Genomic DNA, 19,371 nt, shown 5'->3' on the forward strand with positions numbered 1-19,371 from the left:
GATGGCCCTGATCAACCAGCGGGTCGAGGTCCCCGTGACCATCGACGAGGCGCTCTGCATCGACGGCTGCACGCTCTGCGTCGAGGCGTGCCCGCTGGACTCGCTCGCGATCAGCGACGAGACCGGCAAGGCGTACATGCACGTGGACGAGTGCTGGTACTGCGGCCCCTGCGCCGCGCGGTGCCCCGTGGACGCGGTCACCATCAACATCCCCTACCTGCTGCGATGAGGGAGAGCACGATGCGCAAGGCCCTGGCGGCCGTCGCGCTGCTGGCGGCGGCCGGGTGCTCGGTCACCGGCGCGGCGGGCGGCGAAGGCAAGACGAAGATCGTCATCGGCTACCAGTCGAAGACCATCAACACGGTGACGGCGGGCACGCTGCTGCGCTCGCTCGGCTACCTGGAGAAGCGGCTCGGCGGCAAGTACTCCGTCGAGTGGCAGGACTACGACACCGGCGCCCCCATCACCGCGAAGATGGTGGCCGGGAAGATCGACATCGGCTCGATGGGCGACTACCCGCTGCTGATCAACGCCTCCCGCACCCAGGGGATCCCGGCCGCCCGTACGGAGCTGGTCTCGATCACCGGCTACAACCTGCGCGGCGGGCTCAACATGGTCGTCGTCCCGCCCGGCTCCGCGGCGAAGACCCTCGCGGACCTGAAGGGCGCGAAGATCTCCGCCAGCCTGGGCTCGGCCGGGCACGGCACGCTGGTCCAGGCCCTGGAGAAGGCCGGGGTCACGGGTGTCGAGGTGGTCAACCACCAGCCCGCGGTGGGCGCCTCCCAGCTCGAGTCGGGCGGGGTGCAGGCGTACGCGCAGTTCGTGGCCTGGCCGGGGCTGCTGGTCTTCCAGCACAAGGGGCGGCTGGTCTACGACGGCTCCGCGCTGGACGTGCCCACGTTCCACGGTGTGGTGGTGCGTCAGGCGTACGCGAAGGAGCACCCCGAGGTCGTGGACGCCTTCCTCAAGGCGCAGATCGACGCCACCCGCTATCTGCACGAGCACCCGCTGGAGGCCGCCGAGTCGGTGGCCGGGACCACGGGCCTGCCGGCCGAGGTGGTCTACCTCTACAACGGCCCCGGCGGCATCTCGACGTTCGACGTCACGTTGAAGCCGCAGCTCAAGGCGGCGCACGAGCACGACGTGCCGTTCCTCAAGCGCATCGGCACCGACTTCGCCGGGGTGGACGTCTCCTCCTTCGTCAACGACGCCTACCTGCGCAAGGCGTACGGGCCCGCGTACGACAAGGACCTGGCCTCCACCGCGAACCCCGCCAGGATCACCGGCACCGACCCCGTCTGCGGCGGCCAGGTCACCGACCCGGGGACGGCGTCCGAGCTGTGGGCGGCCGGGGCGGCGACGACGCGGCCCGCGGCCACGCCCACCTGCCTGCTGCGCCAGATCGCCAAGGCCGGTACGGCGGTGCGCGCCGCGTACGTGCCCGACACGACCACGGGCACCCGGTGGTTCGCCGACGGCTCGGTCTGGCTCCGGGACCCGGCGGCTCCCGAACGGTCGCGGTTCCTGCCGTTCACCACGCAGGACGGCGCCGACGCCTACCGGAAGGCGCACCCCGGGACCGAGCCCGTCTCCTACGAGGCCGCGCTGAAGGCGGCCGGGCGGGGCGGCGACGCATGACGAGCGCCGAGGTACTCCCGCGCGAGACGACCGGCTCCGGGAGAGCGCGGAAGGTCGCCGCGCCGCCCCGAGCCGGCAAGGGGCGGTGGGCCGTCAGGGCGGCGTCCGTGGCGGCGGCGGCCGGGCTGTGGCAGCTGCTCACCGTGACCGACGCCCGGCTGTGGCTCAGGTTCGACCGGTTGCCGACGCTCGACGAGATCGCCCGCGAGGCGGCCAGGCAGCTCGCCACCCAGGTCTACCTGCTCGACCTGCTCCAGAGCCTGATCCGGATCCTCACCGGCTTCGGCCTGGCCACGGTGGCGGGCATCGGGGTGGGCGTGCTCGTGGGCAGGTCGGGCCGCACGCGTGACGTGCTGCTGCCGCTGCTGGAAGCCGTCCGCCCGATCCCGGCCATCGCGCTGGTGCCGGTGGCGATCCTGCTGTTCCCGACGGACGAGCAGGGCATCGTGTTCATCACGTTCGTGGCGGCGTTCTTCCCGATCATGGTGAGCACGCGCCACGCCGTGCGGGCGCTGCCGACGCTCTGGGAGGACGCGGTCAGGACGCTCGGGGGCGGGCGCTGCCACGTGCTCCGGTACGTCGTGCTGCCCGGGATCCTGCCGGGCGTGTTCGGCGGGCTGTCGGTCGGCATGGGCGTGTCGTGGATCTGCGTGATCTCGGCCGAGATGATCTCCGGCGAGTTCGGGATCGGCTACCGGACCTGGCAGTCGTACACGCTCGTGGACTACCCCGCGGTGATCGTCGGGATGATCACCATCGGCCTGCTCGGCTGGCTCACCTCGGCCGTGGTCGAGCTGGTCGGCCGCCGGATCACCCGCTGGCTGCCCCGGGCGGAAGGGAGCGGGCGATGACGGCGGGGCTGGGGTTCGCCCTCGACGGGCTGTCCCTCGGCTACGGCGGCGGCCTGGTGCTGCGCGAGGTCGATCTGGAGATCGTGCCGGGCGAGGTGCTGGTCGTCGTCGGGGCCTCGGGCTCCGGCAAGTCCACGCTGCTGCGGGCGCTGGCCGGGCTGCTGCCGCCGTACCAGGGGCGGATCCTCGCGGACGGCGCCGAGGTCGCGGGCACCTCGGGAGAGCGCGCGATGGTCTTCCAGGACGACGGCCTGCTGCCGTGGCGGACGGTCCGGCGCAACGTCGAGCTCCCGTTGAAGATCCGGGGAGTGGCGCGGCGCGAGCGCGCGGCGCAGGCGCGCGAGTGGATCGAGCGCGTGGGCCTCGCGGGGGCGCAGGACAAGCTGCCCCGCGAGCTGTCCGGCGGCATGCGGCAGCGCGTCCAGCTCGCCCGCGCGCTCGCGGGGGCGCCCAGGGCCGTGCTGATGGACGAGCCGTTCGGCGCGCTGGACGCCCAGACCCGGGCGCAGATGCAGCGCTTGCTGCTCGACGTGCTGCGCGGCACCCGGGCCACCGTGATCTTCGTGACCCACGACGTGGACGAGGCGCTGCTGCTGGCCGACCGCGTGGTGGTGCTGGGCGGCCAGGACGTCCGCTCGGTGCTCGGCGTGGCCGGCGGCGACCGCGACGAACTGCGCGCCAGGATCCTGAAGGAGTTGTAGATGGAGATCCCCCCGATCGAGGACCGCCTGAGCCTGGAGTGCGAGGTGCTCGTCGTCGGCGGCGGCACCGCGGGCACGATGGCCGCGATCACCGCCGCCGAGCGCGGCGCCGACGTCCTGCTGCTGGAGAAGGCGCACGTACGGCACAGCGGCGCGCTGGCCATGGGCATGGACGGCGTCAACAACGCCGTCATCCCCGGCAAGGCCACCCCCGAGGACTACGTCGCCGAGATCACCAGGGCCAATGACGGCGTCGTCAACCAGAAGACGATCTACCAGACCGCCACGAGGGGCCACGCGATGGTCCGGCGCCTGGAGCGGTACGGCGTGAAGTTCGAGAAGGACGAGTACGGCGAGTACGCGGTGCGCAGGGTGCACCGCTCGGGCAGCTACGTCCTGCCGATGCCCGAGGGCAAGGACGTCAAGAAGGTCCTCTACCGGGTGCTGCGCCGCCGCGACATCAGGGAACGGGTCCGCATCGAGAACCGCGTCATGCCGGTCAGGGTTCTCACCTCGAACGGCCGGGCGGTCGGGGTCGCCGGGTTCGACACCAGGTCGGGGCGGTTCGTCACGGTGCGGGCCGGCGCCGTGATCCTGGCCACCGGCGCCAGCGGGCGGCTCGGGCTGCCGGCCAGCGGCTACCTCTACGGCACCTACGAGAACCCCACCAACGCCGGCGACGGCCACGCCATGGCCTATCACGCGGGCGCCGAGCTCAGCGGCATCGAGTGTTTCCAGATCAACCCGCTCATCAAGGACTACAACGGCCCGGCCTGCGCGTACGTGGCCAACCCGTTCGGCGGCTACCAGGTCAACAACCGGGGGGAGCGGTTCGTCGACTCCGACTACTGGTCGGGCCAGATGATGTCCGAGGTCGCCGCCGAGATCGCCTCGGCCCGCGGGCCGATCTACCTCAAGCTCACCCACCTGCCCGAGGAGACGATCTCCGCGGTGGAGGGCATCCTGCACACCACCGAGCGCCCCACCCGCGGCACCTTCCACGCCGGGCGCGGCCACGACTACCGCACCCACGACGTGGAGATGCACATCTCCGAGATCGGCCTGTGCGGCGGCCACTCCGCCTCGGGGGTCTGGGTGGACGAGCACGGCGCCACCACCGTGCCGGGCCTGTACGCGGCCGGCGACCTGGCCTGCGTGCCGCACAACTACATGATCGGCGCGTTCGTCTTCGGCGACCTGGCCGGGGCGCACGCGGCCGAGCACCACGTCCGGCCGGAGGCCCTGCCCGAGGACCAGATCGCGGAGGCGCACGCGCTGGTCTACCGCCCGCTGGCCAACCCCGACGGGCCGCCGCAGCAGCAGGTGGAGTACAAGCTGCGCCGCTTCGTCAACGACTACGTGGCCCCGCCGAAGACGGCCGCCAAGCTGGACATCGCGCTGGAGTCGTTCGAGCGGATGCGCGAGGAGATCGCGGCGATGGGCGCGCGCACCCCGCACGAGCTGATGCGCTGCGTGGAGGTCACGTTCATCCGCGACTGCGCCGAGATGGCCGCCCGGTCCTCGCTCACCCGTACCGAGAGCCGGTGGGGCCTCTACCACGAGCGCGCCGACCTGCCCGGCCGCGACGACGGCACGTGGCTGTACCACCTGAACCTCCGCAAGCGGGCCGACGGCGCGATGGAGTTCGTCAAGCGGCCGGTGGAGCCGTACCTGGTGCCCGTGCCGGAGTTCGAGCCGGTCGCGGGCGAGCCGGTGCTGCTGGGCGCGCAGTCGGCGGCCACCGTGCGGCGCGCGGACGGCGCGCGGAAGGAGCGGGCGGCCGTGGGGCGCTCGCCCCGGATCCTGGAGCTGCACCGGCTGGCCGAGGAGCAGCCCGACGTGCGGCGGCTCGCCCCCTACCTCGCCGACCCCGACCCCAAGGTGCGGCGGGCCGCCATCGCCACGCTCACCGAGACCGTCCCCGAGGGGGCGGGGGAGGCGCTGGTCGCCGCGCTCGGGGACGGCCACGGCACCGTGCGGCGGGCCGCGGCGACCGGGCTGAGGGAGCTGGTCGAAGTGCTGCCGGCCACCCCTTCGCTGGGCGCGGCCCTGGCGGGGTGCCTGACCGGCGCGGACGCGGTCGTCCGGGCCACCGCGCTCGACGTGCTGCGCGCGCTGCGGCTCGGCGACCGGGAGGCGTTCGCGGCGGGGATCGGCGACCCCGACCGCCGGGTGCGCATCGAGGCGATCCGCGGGCTGGTCTCGCTCGACGAGGCCGGCCTGGTGGCCACGGCCGCCGCCGACCCGTCCCGCGAGGTGCGCGTATGGGTGGCGAAGGGTCTCGGCCTCATCGGCAGATCGACAGAGTCGCTGGCGGCGCTCGCGGACGACGCCGACCCGCTGGTCAGGGCCGCCGCGCTGGAGGCGTCCGGCGCCGCGGGCGTCCCGCTGGAGTCGCGGGCCGTCAAGGGGCTGGCGGACCCCGACTGGCAGGTACGCGTGGGCGCGGCCCGCTGCCTGGCCGCCGCCGACCCGGCCACGGCGATCGAACCGCTGGTCGCGGCCCTCTCGGACGCCAACCAGGACGTGCGCAAGGCCGCCGTGCTCGCCCTCGCCCCCTGGGCGACCGCCTCCGAGGTGGCCGCCGGGCTGCGCACCGTCATCGACGATCCGGATGCCGACGTACGGGCCTACGCCCGCCGGGCGATCGAGAAGAGCTAGCCCCGTTTTCCGCATGTGAGGTTGTTTGAAGATCGCTGGGTTGCTGTGGTGATCGTTGTCGCGGTATGACCTGGCTGGTGAGACAGCGCGCGGAGTGGGGTCGGGCCAGTGTCGAGAAGATACTGGGAGCGTTACCGGTGGTGGCAGGGTTCTGCTCCCGGCTGCGGATCCGGGAGCTGGTGGATGCGGCCTGCCCCGTACGCGATACCGCAGAGCTGACTCATGGCCAGGTGATCGAGGTGCTGGTGGCCAACCGGCTGACCTCGCCCGCTCCGCTGGTGCACGTCCAGGCATGGGCCAGGCAGTGGGCGGTGGGTGAGGCGTTCGGCGTCGAGCCCGAGTTGCTGAACGATGACCGGATCGGGCGTGCTCTGGATGCCATCGCCCCGCATCTGGATCAGCTCGTCGGATCGGTCGGGCTGGCCGCGATCGAGGCGTTCGGTATCGACGTGACCCGCTTGCACTGGGACATGACCTCGATCTCGCTGCACGGCGACTACGACGATGCCGAGTCCGGCTTCGCACGACCCAGGTTCGGTCATCCCAAGGACCGGCGGCCGGATCTGAAGCAGATCCAAAGCGGGATCGCCGTCAGCTCCGACGGCGCGATCCCGGTCTTTCACCGTGCCTACGACGGCGCCGCAGGGGAAGTGGCCCAGGTCATCGGCGCTATGCAGGCCCTGCAACGGCTGGCCGGCCCGCAGCAGGTCCTCATGGTCGGCGATTCCAAGCTGATCTCTTACGCCAACCTGGCCGCGATGATCGCCGATGAGGTGGGTTTCATCGCCCCCGCCTCCAAGATGTTCATCAGCGCCCAGACGCTGGCCGGCCTCGATCTGGCCACGGCCCGGCCGGTGGATTACATCGCCGCCCGCGACGCCGGCAAGAGCGCCGACCGGCGCGGCGTCTGGCACGTGCACGAAGACACCATGACGCTGGCCGGGCCGCGCAAGAACGACCCGGTGCTGAGGCTGCGGCGCATCTTCGTGCATTCCTCGGCCCGCGCCCAGGCGGCCGCCAGCGCCCGGGCCAAGAAGCTGGATCGGGCTCGCGAAGATCTGGTCCGGCTGGAACGCGGCCTGGGCAGCCGCCACTATCCCGACGAGCAGGCGGTCACCGACCGGATCACCGCGATCGGCCGCGCCCGCCGGGTGAGCGCCTACCTGACCGCTGAGACCGGCACCGACCGGCTCACCGGCAAGCCCACCCTCGCCTGGCACTTCGACGCCCACGCCCTGGACGCTGAAGCCGCCACCGACGGCTGGTACGCCTTGCTGACCAACCTCGACCCACGTCAGGCCGATACCGAACAAGTGCTGCGCCACTACAAAGGCCAGGAAGCCGTCGAGCGCCGCTACCAGGCGTTCAAAGGCCCGCTGGCCGTCACCAACCTGTACCTCAAGAACAACCGCCGCATCAACGCGCTGATCACCGTCATCTGCCTGGCCCTGCTCATCTTCTGCCTGATCGAACGCCAAGTCCGCCTCGCACTGGCCGCCCGCGGAGCGACCAAGGTCGACGGGTTGTACGCCGGCAGGCCCGCCGTTCCCACCGGCAAGCTCGTCCTGGACGCGCTGACTGGCATCCGGCTGATCCCGGGCATCGGGCAGTCACCCCCGACCATCCCGCAACCCACCGATCTTCAACTCCATCTCCTGGACCTCCTCGACATCGATCCACGAGACCTCCGCTGAAGATCGCTCACATGCGGAAACGGGGCTAGCCGGAGGCGGGGTCCTTGGCCGCCGTGGTGACGACGTCAGCGAGCGTGACCTCGGTCAGCAGGGCGTGCTCGTGCTCGCGCATCGCCGTCCAGATGTCGGTGAGCGGGCCGGCCACGCCGGGAAAGCGCTCGATCTCGTCCTCGATCCCCTCCGTCACGCGGATGACGTCGGCGAGGGTGATCTCCTCGGCCGGCCGGGCCAGCCAGTAGCCTCCGTCAGGTCCCCGCTGGCTGCGCACGAGCCCGGCCCGGCGCAACTGCAGCAGGATGTTGTCACAGAACCGGCGCGGGATGTCCTGGCTGGCGGCGATCTTCTCGGCGGGCAGCGGGCCAGGTGGCGCCGCCGCGAGGGCGACGGCGGCGCGCAGGGCATAGTGGGTGCGGGCAGAGATCCTCATCAGGCCGTGGTCGTGCTCAGGGCGAGGGAGCGGGCGGCCGGGCTGGGCCACACGTGGATGACCTGGTCCGGACGCAGGTTCAGGCGCTCGGCGGTGCTCCGGGTGACCTGGGCCCAGGCCTCCTGGCCGTCGATGAGCAGCTCCACGCGCACCTCGAAGCCGAGCCGGACGATACGGGTGACCGTGGCAGGGATGCTGCCGTCCTCCGGGGTGGTGCCGATCTCGATGTCGTGCGGGCGCACCAGGTGGCCGTCCAGCTCGGTGACCGGGCCGAGGAAGCGCATCACGAACGGGTCGGCCGGGTTGTCGTAGACCTCCGTGGGGCTGCCGATCTGCTTCACCTGCCCGTCGGCCAGCACGACGATGGTGTCGGCGACCTCGATCGCCTCCTCCTGGTCGTGGGTGACGAACACGGTGGTGACGTGCACCTCGTCGTGCAGGCGGCGCAGCCACGTCCGCAGCTCCTTGCGTACCTGGGCGTCCAGGGCGCCGAAGGGCTCGTCGAGCAGCAGGACCTGCGGCTCGACCGCCAGCGCGCGAGCCAGCGCCATGCGCTGGCGCTGGCCGCCGGAGAGCTGGGCGGGGTAGCGGTCGGCGAAGTTCTCCAGGTGGACCAGCTCCAGCAGCTCCATCACGCGCTTGCGGATCTCGTCCTTGGGTCGTTTGCGGATCTCCAGGCCGAAGGCGACGTTCTTGAACACGCTCATGTGCTTGAACGCCGCGTAGTGCTGGAAGACGAAGCCGACATTGCGCCGCTGGGGCGACAGCCTGGTGGCGTCCACGCCGGAGATGAGCACGGTGCCCGTGTCAGGGGTCTCCAGCCCGGCGATGACGCGCAGCAGCGTCGACTTGCCGCCGCCGCTGGGGCCGAGCAGCGCGGTCAGGGATCCGGCGGCCACGTCGATGGAGACGTCGCTCAGCACCGGCGTTCCCCCGAACGCCTTGTTGACGCCGCTTACTTGGATGGCCATGAGGTTCAGCCCTTCGGGCGCAGGATCTTGGTGAGCAGGAGGGTGACGACCGCCACCAGCGCGAGCGCGGTCGCGGCGGCGAAGGCGGAGGCTTCGTCGAAGTTCTGGAAGCGTTCCTCCACGAACAGGGTCAGCGTCTGGGTCTTCTCGACCAGGCGGCCGGAGACGACGGCGACCGCGCCGTACTCGCCCAGCGCCCGGGCCAGGCAGAGCACGACCCCGTAGGCGAGGGCCCAGCGGATCCCGGGGATGGTGATGCGGCGGAAGGTCTGCCAAGGGCCGGCGCCGAGCGTGCGGGCCGCCTGCTCCTGCTCGTCTCCGAGCTCCTCCAGGACGGGGATCACCTCCCGGATGACCAGGGGCAGGGAGATGAAGACGGCCGCCATGACCATGCCGGGGATGGAGAAGATGACCTGGACGCCGAGGTTCTCCAGCCATCCGCCCACCGGGGCGAAGCGGCCGTAGACCAGGATCAGCGCCAGGCCCACCACGACCGGGGAGACGGCCATGGGCAGGTCGATGAGGGCGTTCAGCAGGCGCTTGCCGGGGAAGTCGTGCCGTACCAGGAGAATCGCCGTGCCGACCCCGAAGACGGTGTTGGCCAGCACGGCCCAGAACGCGACGATCAGGGTGACGCGGAACGCCGACTGGGCCTGGGGCGTGGTGAGCGCCTCCAGCACCGGGCCGAGACCGTTCTCGAAGGTGCGCCAGCCGATGAGCACGACCGGCAGCACGAGCAGGAACAGCAGGTAGACGAGAGCGAGCGCGCGGAGTCCGTATTTAGCCACGGCGGCTGCCCCATCGCTGCAGCAGGTCCAGCAGGACCAGCGTCACCAGGGCGACGACGAGCAGGACCGTGGAGACCGCCGCCGCGCCGATCGGGTTGTCGGTTTCGATCTGACCGAAGATTTGCACCGAGGCCACCTGGGTCTTGAACGGGAGGTTTCCCGAGATCAGCACGACGGAGCCGATCTCGGCCATCGATCGGGAGAACGCCAGCGCGGTGCCCGACAGCATGGCCGGCACCAGGTTGGGCAGGATGACGCGCCGGAAGATCTGCGCCGTGCTCGCGCCGAGCGAGGCCGCGGCCTGCTCCATGTCCCTGTCGAGCTCCAGCAGGACCGGCTGGACCGTGCGCACCACGAACGGGAGGGTGACGAACAGCAGCGCCAGCACCACGCCGGCGCGGCTGTAGGCCAGGTCGACGCCGAGCGGGCTCTGCGGGCCGTACAGCGCCAGCAGCACCAGCCCGGCCACGATGGTGGGCAGCGCGAACGGCAGGTCGATGAGCGTGTCGACCACGGCCTTGCCGGGGAAGCGGTCCCGCACCAGCACCCAGGCGATGACCGTGCCCATGACCAGGTTGATCACGGCCACGATCGCCGAGGCGCCGATCGTCAGCGAGAGTGCCGCCCAGGCGTCCGGCGTGGTGACCGCGTCCCAGAAGTAGGCGATCCCCCGCTCCTGAGAGCGCAGCACCACGGCGGCCAGGGGGATCAGCACGATCAGGCTCAGGTACAGGACGGCCGCGCCCAGCCCGAGCGCAGTGCCCCGCTTCTGGCTGAGCGCCGCCCTGGAGACGACAGTCTGTGTGGACACGTGGTCCCTACTTCTCGATCGAGACCCCGAGCTTGCGCTCGACGTCTGCCATGACGCTGCCCTTGGGGTCGAAGAACTCGGTGGTCACCTTCGGCCAGCCACCGAGGTCGGCGATGGTGAACAGCGCGGGCGGAGCCGGGAAGGAGACGCCTTGTACGCCCTTGACCACCGGCCGGTAGCCGTTGTCAGCGAAGATCTTCTGCGCGTCCGTGGTGTAGAGGAACTTCAGGAACGCCTTGGCCTCGTTCGGGTGGGCCGAGTTCTTGGTCACCGCGACCGGGTTCTCGATCAGGATCGTGGAGTCCGGGACCGTGTAGTCCAGCGGCTGGTTGTTCTGCTGGGCGAAGATCGCCTCGTTCTCGTAGGCGAGGATGGCGTCGCCCTTGCCGCTGGAGAAGGTCTGCAGCGACTTGCGGGCGCTGTCGTCCTGCACCGGGACGTTCGCGAACAGGGCGTTGAGGTAGTCCACGCCGGCCTGCTTGTCGGCGCCCTTGTTCGACTTGGCGCCGTAGCCGGCCATGACGTTCCAGCGGGCGCCGCCCGAGGTGAACGGGTTGGGGGTGATGACCTCGACGCCCGGCTTGGTCAGGTCGTCCCAGGTCTTGAGGTTCTTCGGGTTGCCCTTGCGGGTGGCGATGACCACGACCGAGTCGGTGATCATGCCCTTGTTCTCGCCGGCGCTCCAGTCCTCGGCGACCAGGCCCTTCTTGACCAGGCGGGTCATGTCCGGCTCGAGGGAGAACGCGACGATGTCGGCCTTCAGGCCGGCCTCCACGGCCCGGCTCTGGTCGCCCGACGCCCCGAAGGACTTGGTGAAGGTGACGTTCTTGCCCTCCGGCGTGGCCTGGAAGGCCTTGATGATCTTCTCGTAGGCCGCCTGTGGCGTCGAGTACGCCACCAGCGACAGCTGTACCTGACCGCCCGACCCGCCGTCGGCCCCGCCGCCCCCGCACGCGGCGAGAGTGGCGATCGACGCCATGACCGTAGTCGTCGCCAGAAGCCTGCGCACGTTCACCGATTCTCCTCATTCCCTACTTAACAAGTCGATATATGGATGTTAGAGCGGGCAGGTTCTCTTGGCAAGGGCGTGACCCTGGCTATTCCCGTCTTTGTAGGTAGGTTATAGTGGCTTTAGAGCCACTCGCCTCCGTTCATGAAGGGCAGATCCATGTCATCCTCCAGACTGCGCACCACAGCCGTGGCGGGCACCGCGATGCTCGCCGTCGTGGGGCTTCTCGGCGCCTGTGGCGGTGGCGGAGCTGCCCAGTCGGCCAGCAGCGGCGGGCAGCCGGTCTACGGCGGCACGCTCACCTACCTCGAACACCAGCCCCCGACCTGCCTCTACCTGCCGGCGGCCGGGTTCTATCCCAACGGCGGCATCCTCAACCAGATCACCGACAAGCTCACCTGGCAGAACCCGAAGACGCTCCAGATCGAGCCGTGGATCGCCACCAAGTGGGAGGTCAACCAGGACGCCACCGAGTACACCTTCCACCTGCGCGACGGCGTGACGTTCAGCGACGGCAGCCCGCTGGACGCCTCCGCCGTCGCGGCCAACTTCGACGTGTACGGCCTCGGCGACGAGAAGCTCAAGCTGCCCGTCGCCGAGTTCGTCAACAACTACGAGCGCAGCGAGGTCGTCGACCCGCTGACCGTGCGCTTCCACTTCGACAAGCCGTCGCCCGGCTTCCTCCAGGGCACCTCGGTCATCGGCGCCGGGCTGGTGTCCAAGAAGACGATCTCGCTGCCGTACGAGCAGCAGTGCCAGCTCAAGAACATCGTCGGCTCCGGCCCCTTCACGCTGAAGAACCAGGTCGTCGACAAGGAGGTGGACCTGGTCGCGCGCAAGGACTACAACTGGGCGCCGCCGTCGTCGAAGCACCAGGGCCGCGCGTACCTGGACGAGATCAAGATCATCGTGACGCCCGAGGACAACGTGCGCGTCGGCGCCCTCACCTCCGGCCAGGCCGACTTCGTCAGGTACGTCCAGGCGTACGACGAGAAGACCGTCAAGGACGCGGGCTTCCAGATCTACGCCGAGCCCACGCGAGGCGTCAACAACGGCCTCTACCTGCGGCCGCGCAACAGCATCCTGAAGGACGTCAAGGTCCGCAAGGCCCTGCAGGCCGGCACGAACGCCAAGGAGGTCGTCGACACCCTCTTCACCGGCAGCTACCCGCTGGCCACCTCGGTGCTCAGCCACCTGGCGCAGGGCTATGTGGACCTGTCGAAAGACCTCGCCTACGACCCCGACAAGGCCAACCGGCTCCTCGACGAGGCGGGCTGGGCCAGGGGCGCCGACGGCGTCCGGGCCAAGGGCGGCGTGCCGCTGCAACTCGGCGTGTTCGTCTCCGGCCCGCAGCCGCTGTCGAAGCAGACGCTCGAACTCGTCGGCCAGCAGTGGGCCAAGCTCGGCGTGAAGCTGGAGATCCGCCCCGCCGACGCGGGCACCCAGGCCGTGGACATCAAGAACGCCGAGAAGACCGCCATCCAGCACGGCATGGTCGGCCGCGCCGACCAGGACGTGATCAAGAGCCACTTCCACAGCAAGAACCGCGACGTCATCCTGTCCGACGACACCGAGCTGGACAAGCTGCTGGAGGAGGAGTCGGCCGAGCCCGACGTCGCCAAGCGCAACGCCAAGGTCGCCGAGATCCAGCGGTACGTGCTCGACCAGGGCTACGCGATCCCGCTCTTCGAGGAGCCGCAGGTCTACGGCGGGGCGCCCTACGTCCAGGGGGTGGCCTTCGAGGCGGTCGCCAGGCCGTGGTTCTACTCGGTGTGGAAGTCGCAGCAGTGACCAGGTACCTGCTCGGCCGGGTCGGGCAGGCGGCGCTCGTGCTCTGGATCGCCTTCACGGCGAGCTACGTGCTGCTGCAGCTGCTGCCCGGCGACTCGATCCTGATCAAGTTCCAGAACCCCGAGCTGGGCCTGTCGCCGCAGCAGATCGCCGAGATCCGGGCCTACTACGGCGCCGGCGACCCGCCGCTCCTCGACTACCTGAACACCCTGCTCGGCTTCCTGCGCGGCTCGTTCGGCTACTCGATCGACACCGGCACGCCGGTCGTCGAGCGGCTGGGCGAGGCGCTGCCGGAGACGGCGAAGCTGGCCTCGGCCGCGTTCGTGCTGGCGGTGCTGATCGCCGTGCTGATCGCGTTCGCGGCCGGCTACAGCAGGACCTCCTGGATCAGGAACGCGCTGCTGTCGGTGCCGTCGGTGTTCGTGTCGGTCCCGGCGTTCTGGCTGGGCATCCTGCTCATCCAGGTGTTCTCGTTCCGGCTCAAGCTGGTGCCCGTCATCGGCGGCGGGCCGGTGCAGCAGCTCGTCCTGCCGGTGCTCACGCTGGCCGTGCCCATCTCCGCGCCGATCGCCCAGGTGCTGGCGCGCAGCATGGACCAGGTCTCCACGCAGGCGTTCGTGCCCGTGGTGGCGGCCAAGGGCGCCTCGCGGTGGTGGATCCTGTGGCGGCACGTGGCCCGCAACGCCGTGCTGCCGACCCTGACCGTGGCGGGACTGACGCTGGGCGAGCTGATCGCCGGGTCGGTCGTGACCGAGACCGTCTTCGGGCGCGGCGGCATCGGGCGGCTGACCGAGCAGGCCGTCAACGCGCAGGACACGCCGGTGATGCTGGCCGTCGTGGTGCTCGCGGCGACCGTGTTCGTGCTGGTCAACCTGGTGGTGGACGTGCTGTTCCCGGTGCTCGACCCGCGGCTGAAGGCGGCCTCGTGAGGCGCCGGGGCGGGCTGGTGCTCGCGTGGGCGGTGATCGGCCTGGCCCTGTTCTGGGCCGTGGTGCCGGGCCTGTTCACCGGGTACGACCCGATCGCGGGCGTCCCGGCGGAGAAGCTGCAGGCGCCGAGCGCGTACCACCTGTTCGGCACCGACGCGGTCGGGCGCGACCTGTTCGCGCGGGTGGTGCACGGGTCCGTGCACTCGCTGTCGGGCGCGTTCGTGGCCGTGGCGGTGGGCCTGGTGCTGGGCACGCTGCTCGGGCTGCTGGCCGGATCCGTCGGCGGGGTGCCGGACGAGGCCGTCATGCGGATCGTGGACGTGCTGCTGTCGGTGCCCGGCCTGCTCCTCGCCCTGACCGTGATCATCCTGCTCGGGCCCGGCACCGTGAACGTGGCCATCGCGGTCGGCGTGGGCTCGGTCGCGGCCTTCGCCAGGCTGTCGCGCTCGGAGGTGGTCCGGGTGCGGCGCACCGACTACGTGGAGGCCGCGTTCGGCAGCGGCGGCCGGTTCCCGGCCGTGCTGTGGCGGCACATACTGCCCAACTCGCTCGGCCCGGTCATCGCGCTCGCGGCGCTGCAGTTCGGGATGGCCATCCTGGCCATCTCGACGCTCGGCTTCCTCGGGTACGGCGCCGAGCCGCCCACGCCCGAGTGGGGCCTGCTCATCTCCGAGGGGCGCAACTACCTGGCGACGTCATGGTGGCTGACCACGCTCCCGGGCGCCGTCGTGGTCGCTGTGGTGCTCGCCGCCGGCCGCATCAGCCGTTCGATCGGGAGGCACGAGTGAGCCTGCTGGAGGTCCGCGACCTGGCCGTCTCCTACGACGGCAGGCGCGCGGTCGAGGGCGTCTCCTTCACCGTGGAGCCCGGCGAGGTCGTCGCCGTCGTGGGCGAGTCGGGGTCGGGCAAGTCCACCACCGCGCACGCCGTCATCGGCCTGCTCCCCTCGAACGGCGCCGTGGACGCGGGCCGGATCCTGCTGGGCGACGCCGACCTGGCGTCCTGGTCGTCCAAGCGCATGGAGTCGGTACGCGGCGCGCAGATCGGCCTGATCCCCCAGGACCCGTCCAGCTCGCTGGACCCGGTCAAGACCGTCGGAGCGCAGATCGCCGAGGTGCTGCGCATCCACAAGCGCGGCGACCGGCGGGCGATCCGCAGCCGGGTCGTCGACCTGCTGGCCCGCGTCGGCCTGCCGGACCCCGAGGCGCGGGCCCGCCAGTACCCGCACGAGCTGTCCGGCGGCATGCGCCAGCGCGTGCTCATCGCCATCGCGATCGCGCTCGAACCCCGCCTGATCATCGCCGACGAGCCCACCAGCGCCCTGGACGTCACCGTGCAGCGGCGCATCCTGGACCTCATCGACGACCTGCGCGCGGAGTCCGGCACCGCGCTGCTGCTGGTGACCCACGACCTGGGCGTGGCCGCCGCCCGCTCCGACCGGCTGGTGGTCATGAAGGGCGGCCGGATCGAGGAGCAGGGCCGGACGGCGGAGGTGCTGGCGTCCCCGGCGGCCGACTACACCAAGCGCCTGCTGAACGACGCCCCGTCGCTGTCGGCCTCCCCGTTCCGCGACCCCCCTCCCGGGAGCGAGCCCGCGATCGTGGTGCGCGACCTGGTCAAGGAGTTCAAGGGGTTCAGGGCGGTGGACGGGGTCTCGTTCGAGGTGGCCCGCGGCACCACGCACGCGCTCGTGGGCGAGTCCGGCTCGGGCAAGACGACCACGGCCCGGATGGTGGTGCGGTTCGCCGAGCCCACCTCGGGAACGGTGACCATCGCCGGGGCAGGGGAGGGCCGGGGGTTCCGCCGGCACGTGCAGCTCGTCCATCAGAACCCGTACGGTTCGCTGGATCCCCGCCAGCCGATCGGTGACATCGTGGAGGAGCCGTTGCGCAACTTCCGGCTGGGGGACCGGGCCGAGCGGCGCGCCCGCGTGCTCGACCTGCTGGACCGGGTCGCGCTGCCGCGGGACGTGCTCACCCGCAGGCCGCGCGAGCTGTCCGGCGGGCAGCGGCAGCGGGTGGCCATCGCCCGCGCGCTGGCGGCCGGGCCCGAGGTCGTCGTGCTCGACGAGGCCGTCTCCGCCCTCGACGTCACCGTGCAGGCGCAGATCCTCGACCTGCTCGAACAGCTCCAGCGCGACCTGGGGCTGACCTACCTCTTCATCTCGCACGACCTGGCGGTGGTGCGGCAGATCTCGCACACCGTCTCCGTCATGAACAAGGGAACAATCGTGGAATCAGGAACGACCCGGCGGGTCTTCACCGACCCCCGGCACGAATACACCCGCGAGCTCCTGGCCGCCATCCCGGAGCCCGCGATATGAGGCTCGGCTTCTTCACCCGGCTGCTGGACGACGTGCCCGCGGGCGAGCGCTACCGGCTGGCCGCCCAGCAGATCGCCCACGCGGAGGCGTACGGGTTCGACACGGCCTGGGTCGCCCAGCACCACTTCGACGGCGCGGAGGGCGGCCTGCCCGCGCCGCTGGTGTTCCTCGCCCACGTGGCCGCCCGGACCAGCCGCATCAGGCTCGGCACCGGGATCATCACGCTCCCGCTGGAGCAGCCGGTGCGGGTGGCCGAGGACACCGCCGTGCTCGACCTGCTCACCGGCGGGCGGCTGGAGGTCGGCGTGGGCAGCGGCGGGACGCCCGCGTCTTTCAAGCCGTTCGGGCATGACAGCGCGCAGCGCTCGGCCGTCTACGCCGAGCACCTGGCGGTGCTGCTCAACGCCTGGTCCGGGGGCGACCTCGGCGGCGGCAACCGGCTCTACCCGCCCGCGCCGAGGCTGCTGGAGGCGGTCTGGCAGGCGACGTTCTCGGTCGGCGGCGGCGTACGCGCCGGGCAGGCCGGCCACGGGCTCATGCTCTCGCGCACGCAGCCCCGCCCGGCCGACGACCCGCAGGCCACGCTGGCCCAGATCCAGCGGCCCATCGTGGACGCCTACCTCGAACACCTGCCGGCCGGCGCGGCCCCGAGGATCATGGCCTCCAGGACCGCGTTCGTGGCCGACAGCCGGGCCGAGGCGCTGCGCTACGCCGAGCTCGGGCTCGGGCGGGGGCGGCTGCCGTTCGAGCTGCCGGACAGCGACCTCGACCGGCGCATCGCCGCGTTCGACGTGCACGTGGGCACGCCGCAGGACGTCATCGAGAGCCTCAAGGCCGACCCGACCCTCGAACGCGTCACCGACCTGGTCCTCCAGGTGCACTCGGTGGATCCACCGCACCCGCTCATCCTCCGCTCGATCGAGCTGCTGGCGACCGAGGTCGCGCCCGCGCTCGGCTGGGTTCCTTCCACAGAATTGAGCTCCACATGATCGCTGACGTCATCGACCACCTGGCGGGCATCCAGCCCGGCTCGCCGCTCGACCGGCTGCGCGCCCGCCGGCCCGCCGCCCGCGAGCACGCCCAGCGCAGCTACGACGCGCTGTTCACCCCCGAGACGGAGGAGGAGATCACGCTCGTCGAGCGGGACGCGGTCGCCGCCTTCGTGGCCGGGCTGCACGACGACCCCGGCATCGCCCGCTTCTACGCCGACCGGCTGGCCGAGCTCGCGCCCGGGCTGCTCGCGGCGGTCGAGTCGGAGGTGGCGGCCGGGGCCACGACCGGGCCGTACGGGGTCTACCCGGGCGAGGGCCCGCTGTCGGTGGAGAGCGACGAGGGGCTGCGCTACCGGGTACGGCGCCCGGGCGACCTCGGCGTACGGCTCGCCGCCGCGTTCGAGCACGCCCACCTGCTCGTGTTCCGCCCCAGGGAGGCCGGCCGGGAGTCCCTGGACGCGCTGGCCAGGGCCGGCTGGAGCACCACGGGCGTCGTGACGCTGTCGCAGCTCGTCGCCTTCCTCACTTTCCAGATCCGCGTGGTGGCCGGGCTGCGTCACCTGCAGAACGGAGCCACCTCATGACCCGGCTGGCGTTCACGCGGGACCAGCTCGGGTGGGAGCCCTGGCTGGCGCCCCTGGAGACGGACGAGCTGACCGACGAGCACTACGAGGCGCTGGTCGACAAGGCCCGCGCGAAGTCGCCGTACTTCCTGCTCCTGGCCAGGGACCCGGCGATCCTGCAGGCCAGGACGAGGACCGACAACGACATCTTCTACAACGCCGACGGCGGGCTGCCGCGGGCCGAGCGGGAGCTGGCCGCGACGGCGACCTCGCGCCGCAACGGGTGCGTGTTCTGCGCCTCGGTGCACGCCCGCTTCGCCGCCCACTACTCCAAGCGGGCCGACGACGTGCAGCGGCTGCTCGACGAGGGGGTCGGCGCGCCCCAGGACGGGGAGTGGCAGGCCATCATCGACGCCTCGGTGGCGCTGGCCGCCACCCCGGCCGAGTTCGGCGCGAACCACGTCGAGGCGCTGCGCGCCGCCGGGCTCGACGACCTGGCGATCAGCGACGTCATCCACGCGGCCGCGTTCTTCAACTGGGCCAACCGCCTCATGCTCTCGCTCGGCGAGCCCGTCGAGGAGCCGGCGTCATGACGGCCGAGCTCGACCACCTCGTCTACGCGGTGCCCGACCTGGCCGCGGGTGTCATCGCGTTCGCCGAGACGACCGGGGTGACCCCGGTGGCGGGCGGCAGCCACCCCGGCGGAACCGCCAACTACCTGGTCGGCCTGGGGTCGGCCGCGTACCTGGAGATCATCGGCCCGGACCCGGCGGTGCCGGGCGCGCGTCCGCGAGCGTTCGGCCTGCAGACCCTCGCCGCGCCCCGGCTCGCCGGGTGGGCGGTGCGGCCCGACGACATCGACGAGACGGTACGGCGGGCCCGCGCGCTGGGCGTCGACCCCGGCGAGGTCCAGCCGCTCTCGCGCCGCACGCCCGCGGGCACGCTGCTGGAGTGGCGCCTGACGAGGTGGGCCGACCCGGCGGCGATCAACCCGGTGCCGTTCCTCATCGACTGGGGCCGGACGGCGCACCCGGCCACCTCCGGGCTGCCGCAGCTCCGCCTGGCCTCCTTCACCGCCACCCACCCCGACCCCGACGCGTTGCGCCGCCGGCTGGCCGCGATCGACGCGGAGCTGGAGGTCTCGAAGGGGCCGGAAGCGGCGTTGCGGGCGGTGCTGGACACCCCCCGCGGCTCGGTGGCCCTGAGCTGACGACCGCCCGTG

General features: G+C 71.5%; 19 protein-coding genes. 14 read left to right on the plus strand and 5 right to left on the minus strand.

The genetic code is table 11. The features are described 5' to 3' along the window. The first annotated feature begins 1 nt into the window (after window position 1). From HD596_RS21440 to HD596_RS61900, 6 genes are all read left to right on the plus strand, one after another. Window positions 2–229, plus strand: coding sequence for a 4Fe-4S dicluster domain-containing protein (locus HD596_RS21440; protein WP_185071124.1), 228 nt, complete (start codon window positions 2–4; stop codon window positions 227–229). Between the two features lie 11 nt (window positions 230–240). Continuing rightward, a complete protein-coding gene (locus HD596_RS21445; protein WP_221519435.1) occupies window positions 241–1,638 on the plus strand; it encodes an ABC transporter substrate-binding protein in 1,398 nt (465 codons plus the stop codon). Continuing rightward, complete coding sequence (locus HD596_RS21450) at window positions 1,635–2,489, plus strand: ABC transporter permease (protein WP_185071126.1); 855 nt, start codon at window positions 1,635–1,637, stop codon at window positions 2,487–2,489. Before HD596_RS21445 ends, HD596_RS21450 begins: the two co-directional genes overlap by 4 nt. Continuing rightward, window positions 2,486–3,190, plus strand: coding sequence for an ABC transporter ATP-binding protein (locus HD596_RS21455; protein WP_185071127.1), 705 nt, complete (start codon window positions 2,486–2,488; stop codon window positions 3,188–3,190). Before HD596_RS21450 ends, HD596_RS21455 begins: the two co-directional genes overlap by 4 nt. Then, entirely contained in the window at window positions 3,191–5,851 is a 2,661-nt protein-coding gene (locus HD596_RS21460; protein ID WP_185071128.1) for a fumarate reductase/succinate dehydrogenase flavoprotein subunit, read from the plus strand. Window positions 5,852–5,916: 65 nt separating this feature from the next. Then, window positions 5,917–7,545 carry an IS1634 family transposase gene (locus HD596_RS61900; RefSeq protein WP_185071129.1) on the plus strand — a complete coding sequence of 543 codons (1,629 nt, stop codon included), beginning with the start codon at window positions 5,917–5,919 and terminating at the stop codon, window positions 7,543–7,545. Window positions 7,546–7,570: 25 nt separating this feature from the next. On the opposite strand, the gene HD596_RS21470 is transcribed toward HD596_RS61900, so the two are convergent. Genes HD596_RS21470 through HD596_RS21490 form a run of 5 tightly spaced genes read right to left on the minus strand, consistent with a single transcriptional unit; the run spans window position 7,571 to window position 11,551 of the window. After that, window positions 7,571–7,972, minus strand: coding sequence for an RrF2 family transcriptional regulator (locus HD596_RS21470; protein ID WP_185071130.1), 402 nt, complete (start codon window positions 7,970–7,972; stop codon window positions 7,571–7,573). Beyond that, window positions 7,972–8,943 carry a sulfate/molybdate ABC transporter ATP-binding protein gene (locus HD596_RS21475; protein ID WP_185071131.1) on the minus strand — a complete coding sequence of 324 codons (972 nt, stop codon included), beginning with the start codon at window positions 8,941–8,943 and terminating at the stop codon, window positions 7,972–7,974. Before HD596_RS21475 ends, HD596_RS21470 begins: the two co-directional genes overlap by 1 nt. A 5-nt stretch (window positions 8,944–8,948) precedes the next feature. Continuing rightward, window positions 8,949–9,731, minus strand: a complete 783-nt coding sequence (locus HD596_RS21480; protein WP_185071132.1) for a sulfate ABC transporter permease — start codon at window positions 9,729–9,731, stop codon at window positions 8,949–8,951. Further along, on the minus strand, window positions 9,724–10,542 hold the full coding sequence (gene cysT, locus HD596_RS21485; RefSeq protein WP_185071133.1) for a sulfate ABC transporter permease subunit CysT: 819 nt from the start codon (window positions 10,540–10,542) through the stop codon (window positions 9,724–9,726). Before cysT ends, HD596_RS21480 begins: the two co-directional genes overlap by 8 nt. A gap of 7 nt (window positions 10,543–10,549) precedes the next feature. Then, a complete protein-coding gene (locus HD596_RS21490) occupies window positions 10,550–11,551 on the minus strand; it encodes a sulfate ABC transporter substrate-binding protein (RefSeq protein ID WP_221519436.1) in 1,002 nt (333 codons plus the stop codon). A gap of 159 nt (window positions 11,552–11,710) precedes the next feature. On the opposite strand from HD596_RS21490, the gene HD596_RS21495 reads away from it, so the two are divergent. From HD596_RS21495 to HD596_RS21530, 8 genes are read left to right on the plus strand one after another with little or no spacing between them, the layout of a single operon-like run. Continuing rightward, the gene (locus tag HD596_RS21495) at window positions 11,711–13,342 is read left to right on the plus strand and encodes a TIGR04028 family ABC transporter substrate-binding protein (protein ID WP_185071134.1); all 1,632 of its coding nucleotides are present in this window, start codon (window positions 11,711–11,713) and stop codon (window positions 13,340–13,342) included. Beyond that, entirely contained in the window at window positions 13,324–14,271 is a 948-nt protein-coding gene (locus HD596_RS21500; RefSeq protein WP_313044636.1) for an ABC transporter permease, read from the plus strand. The genes HD596_RS21495 and HD596_RS21500 overlap by 19 nt, the downstream gene beginning before the upstream one ends. Continuing rightward, window positions 14,268–15,059, plus strand: coding sequence for an ABC transporter permease (locus HD596_RS21505; protein WP_185071135.1), 792 nt, complete (start codon window positions 14,268–14,270; stop codon window positions 15,057–15,059). Before HD596_RS21500 ends, HD596_RS21505 begins: the two co-directional genes overlap by 4 nt. Beyond that, window positions 15,056–16,594 carry a dipeptide ABC transporter ATP-binding protein gene (locus tag HD596_RS21510; protein WP_313044637.1) on the plus strand — a complete coding sequence of 513 codons (1,539 nt, stop codon included), beginning with the start codon at window positions 15,056–15,058 and terminating at the stop codon, window positions 16,592–16,594. The genes HD596_RS21505 and HD596_RS21510 overlap by 4 nt, the downstream gene beginning before the upstream one ends. After that, window positions 16,591–17,583, plus strand: coding sequence for a putative FMN-dependent luciferase-like monooxygenase (locus tag HD596_RS21515; RefSeq protein ID WP_185071137.1), 993 nt, complete (start codon window positions 16,591–16,593; stop codon window positions 17,581–17,583). Before HD596_RS21510 ends, HD596_RS21515 begins: the two co-directional genes overlap by 4 nt. Continuing rightward, window positions 17,580–18,170 carry a CMD domain protein gene (locus tag HD596_RS61905; protein WP_185071138.1) on the plus strand — a complete coding sequence of 197 codons (591 nt, stop codon included), beginning with the start codon at window positions 17,580–17,582 and terminating at the stop codon, window positions 18,168–18,170. Before HD596_RS21515 ends, HD596_RS61905 begins: the two co-directional genes overlap by 4 nt. Further along, window positions 18,167–18,742: an alkylhydroperoxidase domain protein gene (locus HD596_RS61910; protein ID WP_185071139.1), complete on the plus strand. Its 576-nt coding sequence runs from the start codon at window positions 18,167–18,169 to the stop codon at window positions 18,740–18,742. The genes HD596_RS61905 and HD596_RS61910 overlap by 4 nt, the downstream gene beginning before the upstream one ends. After that, entirely contained in the window at window positions 18,739–19,359 is a 621-nt protein-coding gene (locus tag HD596_RS21530) for a VOC family protein (protein ID WP_185071140.1), read from the plus strand. The genes HD596_RS61910 and HD596_RS21530 overlap by 4 nt, the downstream gene beginning before the upstream one ends. Window positions 19,360–19,371 lie beyond the last annotated feature (12 nt).

Origin of the sequence: Nonomuraea jabiensis, assembly GCF_014204795.1 — a bacterium.
In the GTDB taxonomy this organism is placed as follows: domain Bacteria; phylum Actinomycetota; class Actinomycetes; order Streptosporangiales; family Streptosporangiaceae; genus Nonomuraea; species Nonomuraea jabiensis.

Coding starts and splice junctions, on each gene's coding strand:
- HD596_RS21440 (WP_185071124.1), top strand. CDS start 2: ATGGCCCTGATCAACCAGCGGGTCGAGGTCCCCGTGACCATCGACGAG.
- HD596_RS21515 (WP_185071137.1), top strand. CDS start 16,591: ATGAGGCTCGGCTTCTTCACCCGGCTGCTGGACGACGTGCCCGCGGGC.
- HD596_RS21450 (WP_185071126.1), top strand. CDS start 1,635: ATGACGAGCGCCGAGGTACTCCCGCGCGAGACGACCGGCTCCGGGAGA.
- HD596_RS21495 (WP_185071134.1), top strand. CDS start 11,711: ATGTCATCCTCCAGACTGCGCACCACAGCCGTGGCGGGCACCGCGATG.
- HD596_RS61900 (WP_185071129.1), top strand. CDS start 5,917: ATGACCTGGCTGGTGAGACAGCGCGCGGAGTGGGGTCGGGCCAGTGTC.
- HD596_RS21460 (WP_185071128.1), top strand. CDS start 3,191: ATGGAGATCCCCCCGATCGAGGACCGCCTGAGCCTGGAGTGCGAGGTG.
- HD596_RS21470 (WP_185071130.1), bottom strand. CDS start 7,972: ATGAGGATCTCTGCCCGCACCCACTATGCCCTGCGCGCCGCCGTCGCC.
- HD596_RS21455 (WP_185071127.1), top strand. CDS start 2,486: ATGACGGCGGGGCTGGGGTTCGCCCTCGACGGGCTGTCCCTCGGCTAC.
- HD596_RS21475 (WP_185071131.1), bottom strand. CDS start 8,943: ATGGCCATCCAAGTAAGCGGCGTCAACAAGGCGTTCGGGGGAACGCCG.
- HD596_RS21445 (WP_221519435.1), top strand. CDS start 241: ATGCGCAAGGCCCTGGCGGCCGTCGCGCTGCTGGCGGCGGCCGGGTGC.
- HD596_RS61910 (WP_185071139.1), top strand. CDS start 18,167: ATGACCCGGCTGGCGTTCACGCGGGACCAGCTCGGGTGGGAGCCCTGG.
- HD596_RS61905 (WP_185071138.1), top strand. CDS start 17,580: ATGATCGCTGACGTCATCGACCACCTGGCGGGCATCCAGCCCGGCTCG.
- HD596_RS21530 (WP_185071140.1), top strand. CDS start 18,739: ATGACGGCCGAGCTCGACCACCTCGTCTACGCGGTGCCCGACCTGGCC.